Below are 15737 nucleotides of genomic sequence, written 5' to 3' on the forward strand. Positions count from 1 at the left end.
CCTCCCCCTCCGCGAGATGCCACTTGCGCACGCGACACGCCGTGAAACGCGCGCACAAGTGGCATCTCGCGAAGGAGTCAGAGGTGTCGCGTCCGCAGTGCCTCGGCCAGGGGCAGCAGCTCCTCGTCGAGGATCTCGATGATGAGCTCCGGCTGGATGCGGAAATACTCGTGGATGATCACGTTGCGGAGCCCCGCGATAGCCGCCCACGGAACGCCTTCGAAGGTCACGAGCGCGGACTCCGGGAGCGCGCGCACCGCCTCTCCGATCACGGCGAGGTTGCGCAGCACTGCGTCCATGGCCATGCCGGCCATCGCGTCGTCGTCGCCGCTCAGGTAGGGCCGGTACTCGATGCAGCGGTCGATCGCGGCGCGGATGTCGCAGAAGCGGTCCTCGGGCGACCTGCTCACAGGGGAACCATGTCGCGGTGCGCGGTCTCCGAGACAGGTCGGCGGAGCAGCGACTCCGTCACAACGTCCACCCGCACCCCGAGGATGCGGCTGATCTCCTCGCCGATGCCCGCCACCCGCAGCAGGGCGTTGCCCGATCCGCTCTCGAGGTCGACGAACAGATCGATGTCGCTGTCCGCGCGGGCGTCACCCCGGGCGACGGAGCCGAAGAGTCGGGGATCGCGCGCTCCGTATCGGGCGAGGACCTCGTCCACGGCGGCACGGTGCGTCTCCAGCGCTCGACGCAGAAGGACTGCTCGCGCGGTGGCCGTGGACATGCGTCAAGGATACGAGGCCCGGTCGCCCGCCGTCTCGCCCGCTCCCGCGAGATGCCAGTTGTGCACGCGACACGCCGTGTAAGGCGTGCACAAGTGGCATCTCGCGGGGGAGAGCGGGTCAGACCGCCTGGGAGAAGCCGAGGGCCGCGTCGGCTAGGTGGCGCAGGTGCTCCGGGACCGGCAGGCCCTTCGACTCCATCGAGCGGGCCCAGAGGCGGCCGGCGCGGTAGGAGGAGCGGACGAGCGGGCCGGAGAGCACGCCGAGGAAGCCGATGTCCTCCGCCTCCTCCTTGATCGCGACGAACTCCTCCGGGTGCACCCAGCGGTCCACCGGCAGGTGCCGCGGGGTCGGGCGGAGGTACTGCGTGATCGTCACGATGTCGGTGCCCGCGTCGTGCAGGTCCTGCAGCGCCTGCGAGATCTCCTCGCGCTCCTCGCCCATGCCGAGGATGAGGTTCGACTTGGTGATCAGCCCCGCGTCGCGCCCCTGGGTCAGCACGTCGAGCGAGCGCTCGTAGCGGAACGCCGGCCGGATCCGCTTGAAGATGCGCGGCACCGTCTCGACGTTGTGCGCGAACACCTCCGGCCGGGCGTCGAACACCCGCTGCAGGTGCTCCGCCCGCCCGCTGAAGTCGGGCACCAGGATCTCCACGCCCGTCCCCGGCGCCTGCGCGTGGATCTGCCGGATCGTCTCGGCGTACAGCCAGGAGCCCTCGTCCGGCAGATCGTCGCGGGCCACCCCGGTCACCGTCGCGTAGCGCAGGTTCATCCGCGCCACCGACTCGCCCACCCGGCGCGGCTCGTCGGCGTCGTAGTCCGCGGGCTTGCCCGTGTCGATCTGGCAGAAGTCGCAGCGACGCGTGCACTGCGAGCCGCCGATCAGGAAGGTCGCCTCGCGGTCTTCCCAGCACTCGAAGATGTTCGGGCAGCCGGCCTCCTGGCAGACCGTGTGCAGCTCCTCGTCCTTCACCAGCGACTGCAGCTGCCGGTACTCCGGGCCCATCACGGCCTTGGTCTTGATCCACTCGGGCTTGCGCTCGATCGGCGTCTCGGCGTTGCGGACTTCGAGGCGCAGCAGCTTCCGGCCGCCGGTCTCGGCGCTCACGCCGCGACCCCTGCGACGACGTCCACGACCGCGAAGGCGGGTGCCGCCTCCCGGAACCGCGCCTCGACCCGGGCGCGCACCGACTCCATCGAGGGCGCCTCGCCGCGCTCGCGCTCGACGGTGGTCACTCCGGCGTCGGCGATGCCGCACGCGACGATCCGGGAGTAGGGCTCCAGGCTGTTCGAGACGTTGAGCGCGAAGCCGTGCATCGTGACGCCGTGCGCCACCCGGATGCCGATGGCCGCGATCTTGTCCGCCCCCTCGCCCCGCCGGATCCAGACCCCCGAGCGCCCGTCGACCCGCACCCCGGCGACACCGAGGTCGTCGAGCACGTCGATCAGCACGCCCTCGAGCGAGCGGACGTAGGCGACCACGTCCACCGGCTCGCGCAGCCGCACGATCGGGTAGCCGACCAGCTGCCCCGGCCCGTGCCAGGTCAGCCGTCCGCCTCGGTCGACGTCGACCACGGGGGAGCCGTCGACCGGCCGCTCGTGCGCCTCCGTGCGCTTGCCGGCCGTGTACACGGCGGCGTGCTCGCAGAGCACGAGCGTGCCCGGCCGCGAACCGGCGACCACCTCGCCGTGCAGCCGGCGCTGCAGCTCCCAGCCGTCGCGGTAGTCCAGGGGATCCGCGGCGTCGCCCGCGAGCAGTGTCTCGATCACCCGGCCACCCTAGACGAGTTGCTGCACTCGGTACAGTTAATCGCGGCGGGCCGCCGTCGTCCGACCTCCGGGAAGGCTCCGGTAGAATTCCCGGCATCATGGCTACTTTCGGCACCCTCTCCGATCGACTCGTCGAGACCTTCAAGAACCTGCGCACGAAGGGCAAGCTCTCGGCCTCGGACGTCGACGGCACCGTCCGCGAGATCCGGCGCGCGCTGCTCGACGCCGACGTCGCGCTCGACGTCGTCAAGGCGTTCACCGGCAAGGTCCGGGAGCGCGCGCTCGGCGACGAGGTCAACAAGGCGCTGAACCCCGCGCAGCAGGTCGTGCAGATCGTCAACGAGGAGCTCGTCGCGATCCTCGGCGGCCAGTCGCGCCGCCTCGAGTTCGCCAAGCGGCCGCCGACGGTCATCATGCTCGCCGGCCTCCAGGGCGCGGGAAAGACGACCCTCGCCGGCAAGCTCGGCAAGTACCTCGGCAAGGACGGCCACACCCCGCTCCTCGTCGCGGCCGATCTCCAGCGCCCCAACGCCGTGCAGCAGCTGCAGGTCGTCGGCGAGCAGGCCGGCGTCGCCGTCTACGCGCCCGAGCCTGGCAACGGCGTCGGCAACCCGGTGAAGGTCGCGCAGAACGCGATCAAGTTCGCCACCGACAAGCAGTACGACACCGTCATCATCGACACCGCCGGCCGCCTCGGCGTCGACGCCGACATGATGAAGCAGGCCTCCGACATCCGCCGGGTGACGAACCCGGACGAGGTCCTCTTCGTCATCGACGCGATGATCGGCCAGGACGCGGTCGCCACCGCGAAGGCCTTCCAGGAGGGCGTCGACTTCACCGGCGTCGTCCTCTCCAAGCTCGACGGCGACGCCCGCGGCGGCGCGGCCCTGTCGGTCGCCTCGCTCACCGGACGCCCGATCCTCTTCGCGTCCACCGGCGAGGGCCTCGACGACTTCGAGCAGTTCCACCCGGACCGCATGGCGAGCCGCATCCTCGACCTCGGTGACGTCCTCACCCTCATCGAGCAGGCGCAGAGCGCCTTCGACGAGGACGAGGCGCGCAAGATCGCCGAGAAGATCATGGGGGACACGTTCACCCTCGACGACTTCCTCGGCCAGATGCAGCAGCTGCGCAACATGGGCTCGATCAAGAAGATGATCGGCATGCTGCCCGGCGCGAAGGGCATGCGCGAGCAGCTCGACCAGTTCGACGAGCGCGAGATCGTCCGCACCGAGGCCATCATCCAGTCGATGACCAAGGCCGAGCGGGTGAACCCGAAGCTGCTGAACGGCTCGCGGCGCCTGCGCATCGCGCGCGGCTCCGGCATGACCGTGACCGACGTCAACCAACTCGTCCTGCGCTTCGACCAGGCCGCGAAGATGATGAAGACCGTCGCCAAGGGCGGCGTGCCGAACGTCCCCGGCATGGGCCCCGTGCCCGGTGCCGGCTACCAGGGCCGCCCGAAGCCGCAGAAGAAGAAGAGCAGCAAGTCGGGCAACCCGGCCAAGCGCGCCGCGGAGAACGCGGCGATCAGCTCCGGCCCGCAGTCCACCAACGCGGGCGGCTCGGGCTTCGGCCTCGGCGGCGGCTCCGGCGCGGGTGCGCAGCCCACTCCGGAGGAGCTGGAGCAGCTGCAGAAGCTCCTCGGCCGATGAGGGGCGTGCGCGCCGGCTTCGCGGTGGCCGCGGCGGCCGCCGTCGCCCTCGGCCTCGCCGGCTGCTCCGAGGGCTCGGGAGTCGACGCCGCGTCGGCCCCGGCGCCGGACGAGCTCGTGGGCCGCTGGGTCACCGGAGTGTCCTACGAGTCGCCCGAGGTCCCGTTCCTGCTCCTCGCCGAGGACGGCACCTGGACCGGCTCCGACGGCTGCAACGGCGTGCAGGGCGAATGGTCGATCGACGGCGAGGGCGCGCTGACCGTCGACGCCGGCCCCAGCACGATGATCGCCTGCGACGGCGTCGCTCTGCCGATGATCTTCGCGGACGCGATGATGGCCTCGATCGACGGCGGCCGCCTCCGCCTCTTCGACGCCGACGGGGCCACCACCGTCAAGCTCGCCCGCTCCACCAGCGACGACGCCCCCACCGCGTCCCCCGACCCGGCCGGCGAGTAGCCGCCCCGGTCGGCCTCCATTGGTCCGCTTGCTCTGCATGCTGGTCGAGTAGCCCCGGAGGGGCGTATCGAGACCCACCACCGTCAGCGCAGTGGCTGCCCGATCCCCTCGTCCCGATCCCGGTGGATCTCGATACGCCCGCTGCGCGGCCTACTCGATCAGCATGCTCCCGCGACTCCCGATCGGCCCGCCGCGAGGTCTAGCGTGAAGGCATGACAACCGCTTCTCCGCGCCCCGTCCGCATCGGCGTCCAGATCGCCCCGCAGCACGTCTCCTACGAGGTCATCCGCGACACGCTCGCCGAGCTCGAGGACATCGGCGTCGACATCGCCTTCAACTGGGACCACTTCTACCCGCTCTCCGGCGAGCCCGACGGCCTGCACTTCGAGGGCTGGAGCATGCTCGCCGCCTGGGCCGAGCAGACCAGCCGCATCGAGTTCGGCCCGCTCGTCACCTGCAACAGCTACCGCAACCCCGATCTGCTCGCCGACATGGCCCGCACCGTCGACCACATCAGCGCGAAGGGCGCCGAGGGCCGCCTGATCTTCGGCATCGGCTCCGGCTGGTTCGAGCGCGACTACCAGGAGTACGGCTACGACTTCGGCACCGCCGGCTCGCGCCTCGACGAGCTCTCCGAGGCCATGCCCCGCATCCGCGCCCGCTGGGACAAGCTGAACCCCGCTCCCACCCGCGACATCCCCGTGATGATCGGCGGCGGCGGCGAGAAGAAGACCCTCCGCATCGTCGCGGAGCACGCCGACATCTGGCACAGCTTCTCCGACGTCCCCACCCTCGAGCGCAAGCTCGGCGTCCTCGCCGACTGGTGCGGACGCGTCGATCGCGACATGGACGCCATCGAGATCTCGACCGGCGCGAGTGTCCGCGGGGGAGTCGGCGACGCCTCCTTCGGCGTGCTCGACCAGCAGTTCGACCTCGGCGCCCGGCTCTTCACCCTCGGCATCACCGGCCCGGACATCGACCTCCAGCCGGTGCGCGACCTGCTCTCCTGGCGCGACGGCAAGAACAGCACCACCCGCTGAGCGGATCCCCGGGGTCAGCCGGGCGCGTCGGTCGCCCGCTGATCCCCGGGGATCGCCTGCGCGAGCCCCGCCTTCTCCGCGGCGAGCACGAAGGCGTCCGCCAGCGCGACCTGCCCCTCCGCCGTCGGGTGCACCCCGTCCTCGGCGAGCAGCCCGTCGGCGCGCAGCGGGTCCGGGTACTCGAGGGCGATCCCGCCCGCGGCATCGACGGCGCCCACGAGAGCCGCGTCGTACGCGTCGAGATCCTCCGGTCGCGGATCCGGCCCCCACACCGAGTCGAGCGCGATCAGCTTCGCGGAGGGGGAGGCCTCCGCGATCGCCTGCACCGCCGGGCCCATCGCGTCGGCGACCTCCTCGGGGGTCCAGCCGAGGTCGTTGCTGCTGGCGATCAGCACGATCGCGTCGGGCCGGGTGTCGGCGATCTCCTCGGCCCGGTCGCCCACGGCCACGCCGCAGTCGCCCGGCTCGATGAAGCCGCCGCCGTCGCAGCCCAGGTTGACGACGCTCCAGCCCAGGTCGTCCCCGACGAGGGCCGGCCAGGCCTGTCCGGGATCGAGCCCCAGACCGCGGACGATGCTGTCGCCCACGATCGTCACCCGCGCGCCGGCGGGCAGCGCTCCGCCGAGTGCGAGGGGAGCGGAGTCGGACAGCGGATCCGAGGTCGGTGACGGCAGGGCAGTGGCCGTCGCGGCGGACGCCGTCGGTGTCGCACCCGCTCCGGCGGGAGCGCCGCTGGCACTCGAGCACCCGGCGAGAGCCAGCGCGCTCGCGCCGAGCAGCAGCGCGCCCGCGAGGAGCCGTCGGGTCATGCCCGCGGGTCCTTCAGCCCGTCGCGCAGCTCTCCCGCCAGCGCGCGGACGACGGCCTTCAGATCGCCGTCGTTCGCGGCCGCGGTGCGCAGCTGGCGCTGGTAGCTGGCTCCCGCGACGAGGATCAGCTCGACGTCCGCGAGCTCCGCCGCGCAGTCGAGCCGCTCCGCCACCGGCGCGAGCGTCGTGAGCAGATCGCGGATGTCGTCGGTCACGAGCCGCTCGTTCCCGGCGGCGTCGAGGATGATCTCGGCGTCGAGTCCGTAGCGCGCCGCGCGCCACTTGTTCTCCCGGACGTACCAGGGCTGCATCGTCGCGAGCGTCCCGCCCTCGTCGAGCTGCGTCGAGAGGTGCTCGACCAGGCACTGGATCAGCGCCGCGACCGCCCCGATCTCCTCCGGCGAGGACAGCCCGTCGCAGGCGCGCATCTCGATCGTGCCCCACTGCGGCGAGGGGCGGATGTCCCAGCGGACCTCGGTGTGGTCGTCGATGACGCCGGTGCGCATCATGTCGTCGACGTACTCCTCGTAGTTCGCCCAGGCGCCGAACTGCGGCGGCAGCCCGGCGGTGGGCAGCTGCTGGAACATCAGCGCGCGGTTCGAGGCGTAGCCGGTGTCGACGCCGCCCCAGAACGGGCTGGACGCCGAGAGGGCCTGCAGGTGCGGGTAGTAGTCGAGGAGCGCGTTGAGGATCGTCAGGACCTTGTCGCGGTCCTCGATCCCCACGTGCACGTGGATGCCCCAGATCATCATGTTGCGGCCCCACCACTGGGTGCGGTCGATGAGCCGGTGGTACCGCTCCTTGTCGGTGATGGTCTGGTCGTACCACTGCGCGAAGGGGTGCGAGCCGGAGCAGACGAGGTCCAGGCCCATCGGGTCGGTGATCTCGCGCACCTGGCGCAGCTGGTCCTGCAGGTCGGTGACGGCGTCGCGGACGGTGCGGTGCACCCCGGAGACCAGCTCGACGGTGTTCTTCAGCAGCTCGCCGGTGATCCGCGGATGGGGCGATCCGTCCTCGCCGCGGAGCGCCTCGAGCACGACGTCGGCGACATTGGCGAGATCGCCCGTCTGCCGGTCGACGATGGCGACCTCCCACTCGATCCCGAGGGTGGAGCGGTCGGATTCGGCGAAGGTGATCTCCATGACGGCGTCCTCGTCAGTCCGGCGTCCACCGGGGCGGGACGCGCCCCCACATCCTCGCACCAGAGACCGGAGCGGACGCCGAGTGACGGGTGTCCGTGTCGGGGCCGCAGGCCGGGGGTTTTTCTGGCAGAATGATCCGTCGGGTCCGAGGCGGTCGACCCTCTACTCACCGCCGAAGAAACCCCCTCGAGCTTCCGGCCGGGTGTGCACCCCACGCTCACGGCTCAGTTCATCCATCATCGACCTCACGGTCAACGACCACACAGGAGAATTGTGGCTGTCAAGATTCGTCTGAAGCGCCTCGGCAAGATCCGAGCGCCCTACTACCGCATCGTCGTCGCCGACTCGCGCACCAAGCGCGACGGCCGCGTGATCGAGGAGATCGGCCAGTACCACCCGACCGAGCAGCCCTCGTTCATCAAGGTCGACTCGGAGCGCGCGCAGTACTGGCTCGGAGTCGGCGCGCAGCCGACCGAGCAGGTCGCCGCGATCCTCAAGCTGACCGGCGACTGGGGCCGCTTCAAGGGCGACGCCGACGCCGTCAGCACCGTCCAGGTGAAGGAGCCCAAGGCTCCGTTCGTCGTCGACGCCAAGAAGAAGCCGGTCCTCAAGCCGAAGTCCGAGGCTCCCGCCAAGGCCACCGCGCCCGAGGCGCCCGCCGCCGACGAAGCCTCCACCGAGGCGTAGTCAATGCTCGCTCCTGCCGTCGAACACCTCGTCAAGGGGATCGTCGAGAACCCCGATGAGGTCAAGGTCGTGGCTACGAGCTCCCCGCGCGGAGAGGTCCTCGAGGTGCGCGTGCACCCCGAGGACCTCGGCCGCGTGATCGGACGTTCCGGTCGCACCGCCAAGGCCGTCCGCACTCTCGTCGCTGCCCTCGCCGACGGGCGACGCGTGCGCGTCGACGTCGTCGACACCGACAAGTAGGGTGGCGACCCCCGCAGCGGGCACGACGCAGCTCCGCGTCGCCCGACTCACCAAGGCCCACGGGCTCAAGGGCGCGATCAAGCTCGAGCTCTACACCGACGAGCCCGACAAGCGCTTCACCCCCGGCGCCTCCTTCACGCTCCAGGTGCCCCGCACCTCCGAGTGGCACGGCAAGAAGCTCGAGCTCGTCGAGCTGCGCTGGTACAACAGCCACCCCGTCGCGTTCTTCAAGGGCATCGCCGACCGCGACGCCGCCGAGACCCTCCTCAAGGCGATCCTCTGGATCGACGAGGAGGTGCAGACCGAGCCCGGCGACGACGACTCCTGGTACGACTACCAGCTGGTCGGCATGTCCGTCGTCCGCGACGGCCGCGAGGTGGGCACGGTCCGCCGCGTCGACCACTTCCCCGCGCAGGACCTCCTGATCGTCGGCACGCCGTCCGGCGAGGTGATGGTCCCGTTCGTGAACGCGATCGTCCCGTCCGTCGACCCGGTCGCCGGCGTCGTCACCGTCACGCCGCCGATCGGCCTCTTCGAGGAGGCTCCCGAGGAGGAGCCCGCCGAGGTGGACCTCAGCGGCGTCGACCTCTCCGATCCCGAGCTGGCCGCGGCCGCTCCGATCGAGGAGGAGGACGACGCCGATGCCGAGTCCGATTCCGCGGACGCGACCGCCGACTCCGCTCCGGCCGACTCCGCGGGTGCCGACTCGGCGGACGTCGCGACCCCGGACTCCCAGGAGGAGCCGCGGTCGTGAGGATCGACATCGTCACGATCTTCCCGGAGTTCTTCGGCGTCCTCGACATCAGCCTGCTCGGGCGTGCGCGCCAGAGCGGGCTGATCGAGCTCGGGGTGCACGATCTCCGCTCCTTCACCCACGACCGGCACCGCACCGTCGACGACACGCCCTACGGCGGCGGCGCCGGCATGGTCATGCGGCCCGAGCCGTGGGGCGAGGCGTTCGACGCGATCCTCGATCCCGCGGCGGATCCTCTGGTTGTCTTCCCCTCGCCCGCCGGCGAGGTCTTCACCCAGGCCACCGCGCGCGAGCTCGCGCAGGAGTCGTCCCTCGTGTTCGGCTGCGGCCGCTACGAGGGCATCGACCAGCGCGTCGTCGACCACACCGCCGAGCGCGCCCGCGTGCGGATGATCAGCCTCGGCGACTACGTCCTCAACGGGGGAGAGGTCGCCGTGATGGCGATGATCGAGGCCGTCGGCCGCCTCGTCCCCGGCGTCGTCGGCAACCCGGCGAGCCTGGTCGAGGAGAGCCACTCCGACGGCCTGCTCGAGTACCCCAGCTACACCAAGCCCGCCTCCTGGCGCGGCCTCGACGTCCCCCCGGTGCTCCTCAGCGGCAACCACGGAGCGATCGCCGCCTGGCGTCACGAGCAGAGCGTCGAGCGCACCCGCCGCGTTCGCCCGGAGCTCCTGCCCTGACCCACCCCCGCGAGATGCCACTTGTGCACACCTTCTGCGGCGTGTCGCGTACCGAAGTGGCATCTCACGACTCCTCGCCTGGCCCCGATCCCGCGAGATGCCACTTGTGATCGCCTTTTGCGGCGTGTCGTGCTCATAAGTGGCATCTCGCGGCGGGGGTCAGGGCGCGCGCGTCAGGGTGAGGTGGCGTTCGCGGAGGGCGAGGAAGAGGGGGAAGGCGAAGGCCAGGGCGACCAGGGGCGCGAGCAGGACGAGGATCCAGACCCGCTTCATGCCGATGCGGCGCCCCTCCGCCAGCATGAAGGCGACGGCGGCGATCGCCACCACCAGCAGGTCCGTCGTGATCGACGAGACCGCCGGTCCGCCGCCCGCGAGGTCTCCGAGGAAGTCGACGCTCTCCAGCACGGCCCGGACGTTGTACGTCCAGGTGCCGAGGAGGCCGGCGACGGCGAGCAGAAGGTAGATCACGGCGGGCGGCGTCCAGCCGCGGCGCAGCCGGCTCATCGCGCGACCTCGACGGAGGCGCGGCGGACCGCCACGACTCCCGCGATCACGAGGGCGAGCACGACCGCGCCGCCGACAGCGAGGGTGAGCGCATCCGGAGCCACGATCGACTGCCCGCGCAGCGCCTGCCAGCAGGTCAGCGCGACGAGGGCGGACCAGGCGAGCGCCGCGAGCGCGACCAGACGGAGGCGGAGGGTCGCGTCGCCGAGCATCCGCACCCGCGTCGCCAGCCGTGCGAGCGCGAAGGCCAGCAGCGGCAGCCCCTGCAACGCGTGCATCCCGACGAAGTGCGGGATCCGCAGATCGCCGCCCGTGGTGCTCCAGCCGAGCAGCGGCAGCCCCGCGCCGCCGTCGTCCACGCCGACCGCGTGCGCACCGACGACTCCCTGGTAGTCCGAGAGCTGCGACGCGGTCGGCCCGGTCATCAGGAAGGCGAGTGCCATCCCGACGAGCCCGATCACGAGGCCGGCCCGGACCGCGAGGGTGAGCGAGGGGTCGCCGAGCGGCACCCGCGCCAGGAGCGCCGTGAGCACCAGCGTGACCAGCCAGACGACGACGATCGACACCGCCATCGCCGCCCAGAGCGCCGAGTGCAGCGGCGTCGAGACGTTGAAGTGGCTCGTGACGCCCACCGCGGCGGCGCCGCCGATGACGACCATCTCGATCGCGAGTCCTGCGACCGCGACGCTGCCGAGGATCCGCGCGAGTCGCCGGCGGCGCTCGGGGACCAGGCCGATCAGCCAGGCGAGCGTCAGTGCGTAGACGGCGATGGAGAGGCAGAACTTCAGCGGCTTGGCCCAGAGCGGCTGCCCGCCGAGCTCGCGCGGGTCGGCGAGCAGCAGGACGAGGCAGGCCAGGACGTCGACAGCCATCGCCGCGGCGAGGACGAGGAGCGGGCGGTGCGGGCGGGCGGGAGCAGCTGCGGCACGCTCCGGACGCTGGATCGTGGCGGTCATCGCGCCACCACGGCGTTCTCTCGCACCGCGCTGTGCTCGGAGGCGGGTGCCGAGTCCTGCCGCTCCCTGAACCTCCGCTGCGTCTCCCGGGCCTGGGCGACCCGGCGCATCGACTGCAGCACGACGTCGCCGAGGGCCGTGCCCACCGCCGCGATCGACGTCTGCTCGCTCACGCTGCTGCGCGCCTCGAGCTCGTCCAGGTCCGCACTCGCGACGATCGCCGCCGCCCGGGCGTAGGCGTCGAGCCAGGACGGCGTCATCCCGCCCCCGGAGAGCTCCAGGGCGTCGAGAGCCCGGGCCGCCGTCCGCACGGCCGGGTGCTCGCAGTAGTCGTCGCCGACGATCGCCCGCACCCGCTCGAGTGCGTCGTCCGAGGCGACGGCCTCGGAGTCGACGTTCGCGGAGACGACGTCCTGCGCCACCTCGAACGCGACCGCCGGGGGAGCGCCCTCGTCCAGCACGGCCGTGATCCGCTTCGCGCCGGCGATGCCGACCCCGCCGCTCTCGATCAGCGCGCGGAGCAGGCGGAGGCGGGCGAGGTGCTCGTCGCCGTAGTCGGACCGCTGCGGCCCCGAGGCCGTGCCCGGCGGCAGCAGCCCCTCCCGGATGTAGTACTTGATCGTGGGCAGGCTGACGCCGCTGAGGCGGCTGAGCTCCGAGACTCGCATGCGGATAGTATTGCTATCGGATACTGCTGCTGTCCAGTACTCGACGGGAGAACTTTTCGGGACTGGGCTCAGTCGCGCGCGGAGAGGACGATGTTGCCGGTCTCCGTGATCGCGATCGTGTGCTCCATGTGCGCGCCGCGCGAGCCGTCGCGGCTGCGGAGGGTCCAGCCGTCCTTGTCGGTGTAGATCTCGTCGGTGCTCTGCAGGAACCACGGCTCGATCGCGACGACCAGGCCCGGGCGCAGCGGGTAGCCGCGGCCGGCGCGGCCGTCGTTGGCGATGTGCGGGTCGCCGTGCATGGTGCGGCCGACGCCGTGGCCGCCGAAGTCGGTGTTGATGCTGAGCCCCTCGGCGCGGGCGACCGCGGCGATGGCGGCGGAGATGTCGCCGATCTTCTTGCCCGGCTGCGCGGCGGCGATGCCGGCCTCGAGCGCGCGGGTCGTGGTGTCGACCAGCTTCAGGTCTTCCGGGCGCGGCGTGCCGACGGCGACGGTGATCGCGGAGTCGGCGACCCAGCCGTCGACGGAGGCGGCGAAGTCGAGGGTCAGCAGGTCGCCGTCGCGCAGGCGGTAGTCGAAGGGGAGGCCGTGCAGCACGGCGTCGTTGACCGACGTGCAGATCACCTTGCCGAAGGGGCTGGCGCCGAACGACGGGTGGTAGTCGATGTAGCAGGACTCCGCGCCGGCCGAGCGGATCATGTCGTGGGCGAGGCGGTCGAGCTCGAGCAGGTTGACGCCCACGGCGGCCGCGGCGGACGTCGCCTTCAGCACCTCGGCGACGAAGCGGCCGGCCGGGCGCATCTCCTCGATCTCGGCGGGTGTGCGCAGCTCGATCATGCTGATCCTCTCGGGGGTCGCTGAGGCGTTCTTCAGCGGTCGTGGGTACCGTCGGTGCATGCGCACGAGACGGGCTTTCGGTTCCTGGCTGTACCCTGCGGCGGTCGTCCTGCCGCTCTGGATCCTCCTGGGGTACGGACTCTTCGGAGGATCGAGCGGCTGGACCGTGCTCGGCCTGGTCATCGCCCTCCCCATTCTGGCGGTCGGTCTGGCCGTCGTCGCGAGCGTCGTGGCGTTTCGGGTGACCGTGCGGCCCTCCCGGACCCCCGCCTGGGGCGACGTGGCCGCGCTCGGCGCCTGGCACGTGTCGCTGATCGCCTTCGGCTTCTTCCCTCCTGGAGCCTGGGCACTCGGCCTGCTCTCGATCCTGCTGGGCGTCGTCGCGTTCACCCACTCCGTCTGGCGCTTCTTCACGGATGCACGCGCGACGCTCCTCGCCTTCGCCGCGGCCGCCGAGGTGCAGGCCCAGGGCGGCCCGCAGCCCCAGCCGGTGACGGACGACCGCTTCGACCCGGACCGCCCCCAGGACGGCCAGACGATCGTCCTCTGAGGCTGCGCCCCCGGCTCGGGGCGCCTCCGACTCCGCCGTCGAGTCCTCGAAAGTTGCGGTAATCGCGCTCGACTACCGCAACTTCTGCGTAGCGGTGAGAATCCGGCCGGCCCGCCGCTTTGACGCCGGCTCCGGCCCCATGGCAGAATGAGCGCTTGTGCCTCGCGCAGGCTCTGCCACAGGGGAGCCGCGACGACGTGGGCACGACCGACTTCCATCAACGAAACGGTGTTCGACCTGTGGCGGGCACGGAGAGCGATACAGCATGCACATCCTCGACTCACTCGATGCGGCGTCACTCCGCACCGACATCCCCGAGTTCCGCGCCGGCGACACCGTCAAGGTGCACGTCAACATCGTCGAGGGCACCCGCTCGCGCATCCAGATCTTCCAGGGCGTCGTCATCGGCCGCTCGAACGAGGGCGTCCGCGAGACCTTCACGGTCCGCAAGGTCAGCTTCCAGGTCGGCGTCGAGCGCACCTTCCCGGTCCACTCCCCGGTGATCGACCACATCGAGGTCGTCACCCGCGGTGACGTGCGTCGCGCGAAGCTCTACTACCTCCGCAACCTCCGCGGCAAGAAGGCGAAGATCAAGGAGAAGCGCGACTCCTGAGCGGCGTCCGCACAGCGATTCCCGGACCCCGGCCCATCTATGATGGACCGGGGTCCGACCCTTTTCCGGGGCGGTACGACCCGGTGATCCACAGACCGGCGCGGCACCGCGCGGGTCGACCACAGTAGGGGCCACGGCACGCGATGACAGACAGCACGGCCCCCGTGACCCTCCCGCACGACGGCGGCCGCCACTCCGCGGATCCTGACGGAGAGCATCGACCGCGCCGTCGCCGACGGGGAGTGCTCCTCTTCCTCCGCGACGTGCTGATCATCGTCGTCGTCGCCGTGCTGGTCTCGTTCCTCGTCAAGACGTTCCTGATCCGCTCGTTCTACATCCCGTCCTCCTCGATGGAGCAGACGCTGGTCGAGAACGACCGCATCCTCGTCAACGAGCTGGTCCCCGGCGTCGTCCCGATCTCGCGCGGCGACGTGGTCGTCTTCCGCGATCCGGGCGGCTGGCTCTCGCCGACCACCGAGCCCGAGGTCCCCGCGTTCCAGGCCGCGATCGACTCCGCCCTCGCGCTCGTCGGCCTCACCGCGCCCGACAGCAACGACCACCTGATCAAGCGGGTCATCGGGCTGCCCGGCGATCACGTGACCTGCTGCACGCCGCTCGGCCAGGTCGAGATCAACGGCAACCCGATCTCGGAGCCGTACGTGAAGCTCCCCGACGGCGTCCAGGCGGTCTCGGCGACCCCGTTCGACGTGGTCGTGCCCGAGGGCTCGCTCTGGGTGATGGGCGACAACCGCTACAACTCAGCCGATTCCCGCTACAACACCGACAAGCCCGGCAACGGCTTCGTGCCGATCGATAACGTCGTCGGCCGCGCGATCCTGGTCACCTGGCCGGTGCAGCAGTGGGCCTGGCTGGACGACTACCCCTCGGTCTTCCGCGGCGTCGACACCGAGGCGTCCGACGAGCAGGCGGAGGACGACCGGACGAGCGCGGGCGGGCGCTAGGTGGTCGTCGCCGACCCGGATCTCCGAGAGGAGCGCCGGCTCTTCCGCCAGGGCTACGAGAGCGTCATCGGCTGCGACGAGGTCGGCCGCGGCGCGATCGCCGGACCGGTCTCGGTCGGCGTCGTCGCGATCGGCTCGCGGTGCGGCCGCTTCCCGGAGGGACTGCGCGACTCGAAGATGCTCGCGCCCGCGCGTCGCGAGGCGCTGCTGCCCGGCGTGGTGAAGTGGGTGTCCGGCTGGGCGATCGGCGAGTCCTCCGCCGACGAGATCGACGACACCGGGATCATCGCCGGCCTCGGCCTCGCCGCCTCGCGCGGCATCGAGCGCCTCGTCGACCAGGGCGTGGAGCTTTCGCGCGCCGTCGTCCTGCTGGACGGCAAGCACGACTGGCTCACGCCCGCGCTCGGCCCGTGGGCGGCGGAGCTGACGATCGTCACCCGCGTCAAGGCCGACCGCGACTGCGCCTCCGTCTCGGCCGCGTCCGTGCTGGCGAAGGTCGGCCGCGACGGCCAGATGGTGCGCCACCACGACGACTTCGCGGACTACGCCTGGGACAGCAACAAGGGCTACGGCAGCGCCGCGCACTGGGCCGGCCTCGACCGCGTGGGGCCGTCGCCGCTGCACCGGGTGACCTGGCTGTCGCGCTCGCGCGAGGCCGGAGCGGATGCCGTCTCCGCCTAGGGCGGTCCCGG

The 15737-nt window shown here is 71.4% G+C and carries 21 protein-coding genes; 11 read left to right on the forward strand and 10 right to left on the reverse strand.

Annotated features, from left to right (window positions below):
* Positions 1-77: 77 nt before the first annotated feature.
* The 4 genes from EDF36_RS05335 to lipB form a co-directional block, all read right to left on the reverse strand.
* Complete coding sequence (locus EDF36_RS05335; RefSeq protein WP_123703288.1) at positions 78-410, reverse strand: DUF86 domain-containing protein; 333 nt, start codon at positions 408-410, stop codon at positions 78-80.
* Entirely contained in the window at positions 407-727 is a 321-nt protein-coding gene (locus EDF36_RS05340) for a nucleotidyltransferase family protein (protein ID WP_123703290.1), read from the reverse strand. The genes EDF36_RS05335 and EDF36_RS05340 overlap by 4 nt, the downstream gene beginning before the upstream one ends.
* A 118-nt stretch (positions 728-845) precedes the next feature.
* Positions 846-1832, reverse strand: coding sequence for a lipoyl synthase (gene lipA / locus EDF36_RS05345; RefSeq protein WP_185020374.1), 987 nt, complete (start codon positions 1830-1832; stop codon positions 846-848).
* Entirely contained in the window at positions 1829-2494 is a 666-nt protein-coding gene (gene lipB / locus EDF36_RS05350) for a lipoyl(octanoyl) transferase LipB (protein ID WP_123732172.1), read from the reverse strand. The genes lipA and lipB overlap by 4 nt, the downstream gene beginning before the upstream one ends.
* Before the next feature lie 98 nt (positions 2495-2592).
* Here lipB and ffh point away from each other — a divergent pair, with 98 nt between their 5' ends.
* The 3 genes from ffh to EDF36_RS05365 all read left to right on the forward strand — a co-directional run bounded on the left by ffh (position 2593) and on the right by EDF36_RS05365 (position 5644).
* The gene (ffh, locus tag EDF36_RS05355) at positions 2593-4149 is read left to right on the forward strand and encodes a signal recognition particle protein (RefSeq protein ID WP_123732173.1); all 1557 of its coding nucleotides are present in this window, start codon (positions 2593-2595) and stop codon (positions 4147-4149) included.
* Positions 4146-4604 carry an META domain-containing protein gene (locus EDF36_RS05360; RefSeq protein ID WP_123732174.1) on the forward strand — a complete coding sequence of 153 codons (459 nt, stop codon included), beginning with the start codon at positions 4146-4148 and terminating at the stop codon, positions 4602-4604. The genes ffh and EDF36_RS05360 overlap by 4 nt, the downstream gene beginning before the upstream one ends.
* A 212-nt stretch (positions 4605-4816) precedes the next feature.
* On the forward strand, positions 4817-5644 hold the full coding sequence (locus EDF36_RS05365) for an LLM class F420-dependent oxidoreductase (protein ID WP_123732175.1): 828 nt from the start codon (positions 4817-4819) through the stop codon (positions 5642-5644).
* A gap of 14 nt (positions 5645-5658) precedes the next feature.
* Here EDF36_RS05365 and EDF36_RS05370 read toward each other — a convergent pair whose 3' ends face one another.
* Positions 5659-6453, reverse strand: coding sequence for an SGNH/GDSL hydrolase family protein (locus EDF36_RS05370; RefSeq protein ID WP_123732176.1), 795 nt, complete (start codon positions 6451-6453; stop codon positions 5659-5661).
* Complete coding sequence (locus EDF36_RS05375; protein ID WP_123732177.1) at positions 6450-7595, reverse strand: glutamate--cysteine ligase; 1146 nt, start codon at positions 7593-7595, stop codon at positions 6450-6452. The genes EDF36_RS05370 and EDF36_RS05375 overlap by 4 nt, the downstream gene beginning before the upstream one ends.
* A gap of 273 nt (positions 7596-7868) precedes the next feature.
* Between EDF36_RS05375 and rpsP the strand changes: the two genes are divergently transcribed.
* Genes rpsP through trmD form a run of 4 tightly spaced genes read left to right on the forward strand, consistent with a single transcriptional unit; the run spans position 7869 to position 9956 of the window.
* Entirely contained in the window at positions 7869-8282 is a 414-nt protein-coding gene (gene rpsP, locus EDF36_RS05380) for a 30S ribosomal protein S16 (RefSeq protein ID WP_123445713.1), read from the forward strand.
* Between the two features lie 3 nt (positions 8283-8285).
* Positions 8286-8522 (forward strand): RNA-binding protein, encoded by a 237-nt coding sequence (locus EDF36_RS05385; protein ID WP_123445714.1) that lies wholly within the window; start codon positions 8286-8288, stop codon positions 8520-8522.
* A 1-nt stretch (position 8523) separates the two neighbouring features.
* Positions 8524-9276, forward strand: coding sequence for a ribosome maturation factor RimM (gene rimM / locus EDF36_RS05390; RefSeq protein WP_123732178.1), 753 nt, complete (start codon positions 8524-8526; stop codon positions 9274-9276).
* Entirely contained in the window at positions 9273-9956 is a 684-nt protein-coding gene (gene trmD / locus EDF36_RS05395) for a tRNA (guanosine(37)-N1)-methyltransferase TrmD (RefSeq protein ID WP_123732179.1), read from the forward strand. The genes rimM and trmD overlap by 4 nt, the downstream gene beginning before the upstream one ends.
* Before the next feature lie 159 nt (positions 9957-10115).
* On the opposite strand, the gene EDF36_RS05400 is transcribed toward trmD, so the two are convergent.
* The 4 genes from EDF36_RS05400 to map form a co-directional block, all read right to left on the reverse strand.
* Entirely contained in the window at positions 10116-10460 is a 345-nt protein-coding gene (locus EDF36_RS05400; RefSeq protein WP_123732180.1) for a DUF2834 domain-containing protein, read from the reverse strand.
* Complete coding sequence (locus tag EDF36_RS05405; protein ID WP_123732181.1) at positions 10457-11416, reverse strand: hypothetical protein; 960 nt, start codon at positions 11414-11416, stop codon at positions 10457-10459. The genes EDF36_RS05400 and EDF36_RS05405 overlap by 4 nt, the downstream gene beginning before the upstream one ends.
* Positions 11413-12084 carry a MerR family transcriptional regulator gene (locus EDF36_RS05410; RefSeq protein WP_123732182.1) on the reverse strand — a complete coding sequence of 224 codons (672 nt, stop codon included), beginning with the start codon at positions 12082-12084 and terminating at the stop codon, positions 11413-11415. Before EDF36_RS05410 ends, EDF36_RS05405 begins: the two co-directional genes overlap by 4 nt.
* Positions 12085-12152: 68 nt before the next feature.
* Entirely contained in the window at positions 12153-12920 is a 768-nt protein-coding gene (gene map, locus EDF36_RS05415) for a type I methionyl aminopeptidase (RefSeq protein WP_123445720.1), read from the reverse strand.
* A 58-nt stretch (positions 12921-12978) separates the two neighbouring features.
* On the opposite strand from map, the gene EDF36_RS05420 reads away from it, so the two are divergent.
* The 4 genes from EDF36_RS05420 (at position 12979) to EDF36_RS05435 (ending at position 15726) form a co-directional block, all read left to right on the forward strand.
* Positions 12979-13470: a hypothetical protein gene (locus tag EDF36_RS05420; protein ID WP_123703313.1), complete on the forward strand. Its 492-nt coding sequence runs from the start codon at positions 12979-12981 to the stop codon at positions 13468-13470.
* A 265-nt stretch (positions 13471-13735) separates the two neighbouring features.
* Positions 13736-14083, forward strand: coding sequence for a 50S ribosomal protein L19 (gene rplS, locus EDF36_RS05425; protein WP_123445722.1), 348 nt, complete (start codon positions 13736-13738; stop codon positions 14081-14083).
* A gap of 143 nt (positions 14084-14226) precedes the next feature.
* Positions 14227-15045 (forward strand): signal peptidase I, encoded by an 819-nt coding sequence (lepB, locus tag EDF36_RS05430; protein ID WP_123732183.1) that lies wholly within the window; start codon positions 14227-14229, stop codon positions 15043-15045.
* Complete coding sequence (locus EDF36_RS05435; protein WP_123732184.1) at positions 15046-15726, forward strand: ribonuclease HII; 681 nt, start codon at positions 15046-15048, stop codon at positions 15724-15726.
* Positions 15727-15737: the final 11 nt, after the last annotated feature.

Origin of the sequence: Rathayibacter sp. PhB152 (genome assembly GCF_003751395.1) — a bacterium.
Lineage (GTDB): Bacteria > Actinomycetota > Actinomycetes > Actinomycetales > Microbacteriaceae > Rathayibacter > Rathayibacter festucae.

Bases quoted from the DNA above. Each gene is read 5' to 3' on its own strand.
- ffh (WP_123732173.1), top strand. From the start codon at position 2,593: ATGGCTACTTTCGGCACCCTCTCCGATCGACTCGTCGAGACCTTCAAG.
- rplS (WP_123445722.1), top strand. From the start codon at position 13,736: ATGCACATCCTCGACTCACTCGATGCGGCGTCACTCCGCACCGACATC.
- EDF36_RS05375 (WP_123732177.1), bottom strand. From the start codon at position 7,595: ATGGAGATCACCTTCGCCGAATCCGACCGCTCCACCCTCGGGATCGAG.
- EDF36_RS05370 (WP_123732176.1), bottom strand. From the start codon at position 6,453: ATGACCCGACGGCTCCTCGCGGGCGCGCTGCTGCTCGGCGCGAGCGCG.
- EDF36_RS05365 (WP_123732175.1), top strand. From the start codon at position 4,817: ATGACAACCGCTTCTCCGCGCCCCGTCCGCATCGGCGTCCAGATCGCC.
- EDF36_RS05420 (WP_123703313.1), top strand. From the start codon at position 12,979: ATGCGCACGAGACGGGCTTTCGGTTCCTGGCTGTACCCTGCGGCGGTC.
- EDF36_RS05410 (WP_123732182.1), bottom strand. From the start codon at position 12,084: ATGCGAGTCTCGGAGCTCAGCCGCCTCAGCGGCGTCAGCCTGCCCACG.
- EDF36_RS05405 (WP_123732181.1), bottom strand. From the start codon at position 11,416: ATGACCGCCACGATCCAGCGTCCGGAGCGTGCCGCAGCTGCTCCCGCC.
- EDF36_RS05385 (WP_123445714.1), top strand. From the start codon at position 8,286: ATGCTCGCTCCTGCCGTCGAACACCTCGTCAAGGGGATCGTCGAGAAC.
- map (WP_123445720.1), bottom strand. From the start codon at position 12,920: ATGATCGAGCTGCGCACACCCGCCGAGATCGAGGAGATGCGCCCGGCC.
- EDF36_RS05360 (WP_123732174.1), top strand. From the start codon at position 4,146: ATGAGGGGCGTGCGCGCCGGCTTCGCGGTGGCCGCGGCGGCCGCCGTC.
- lepB (WP_123732183.1), top strand. From the start codon at position 14,227: ATGACAGACAGCACGGCCCCCGTGACCCTCCCGCACGACGGCGGCCGC.
- EDF36_RS05340 (WP_123703290.1), bottom strand. From the start codon at position 727: ATGTCCACGGCCACCGCGCGAGCAGTCCTTCTGCGTCGAGCGCTGGAG.
- EDF36_RS05400 (WP_123732180.1), bottom strand. From the start codon at position 10,460: ATGAGCCGGCTGCGCCGCGGCTGGACGCCGCCCGCCGTGATCTACCTT.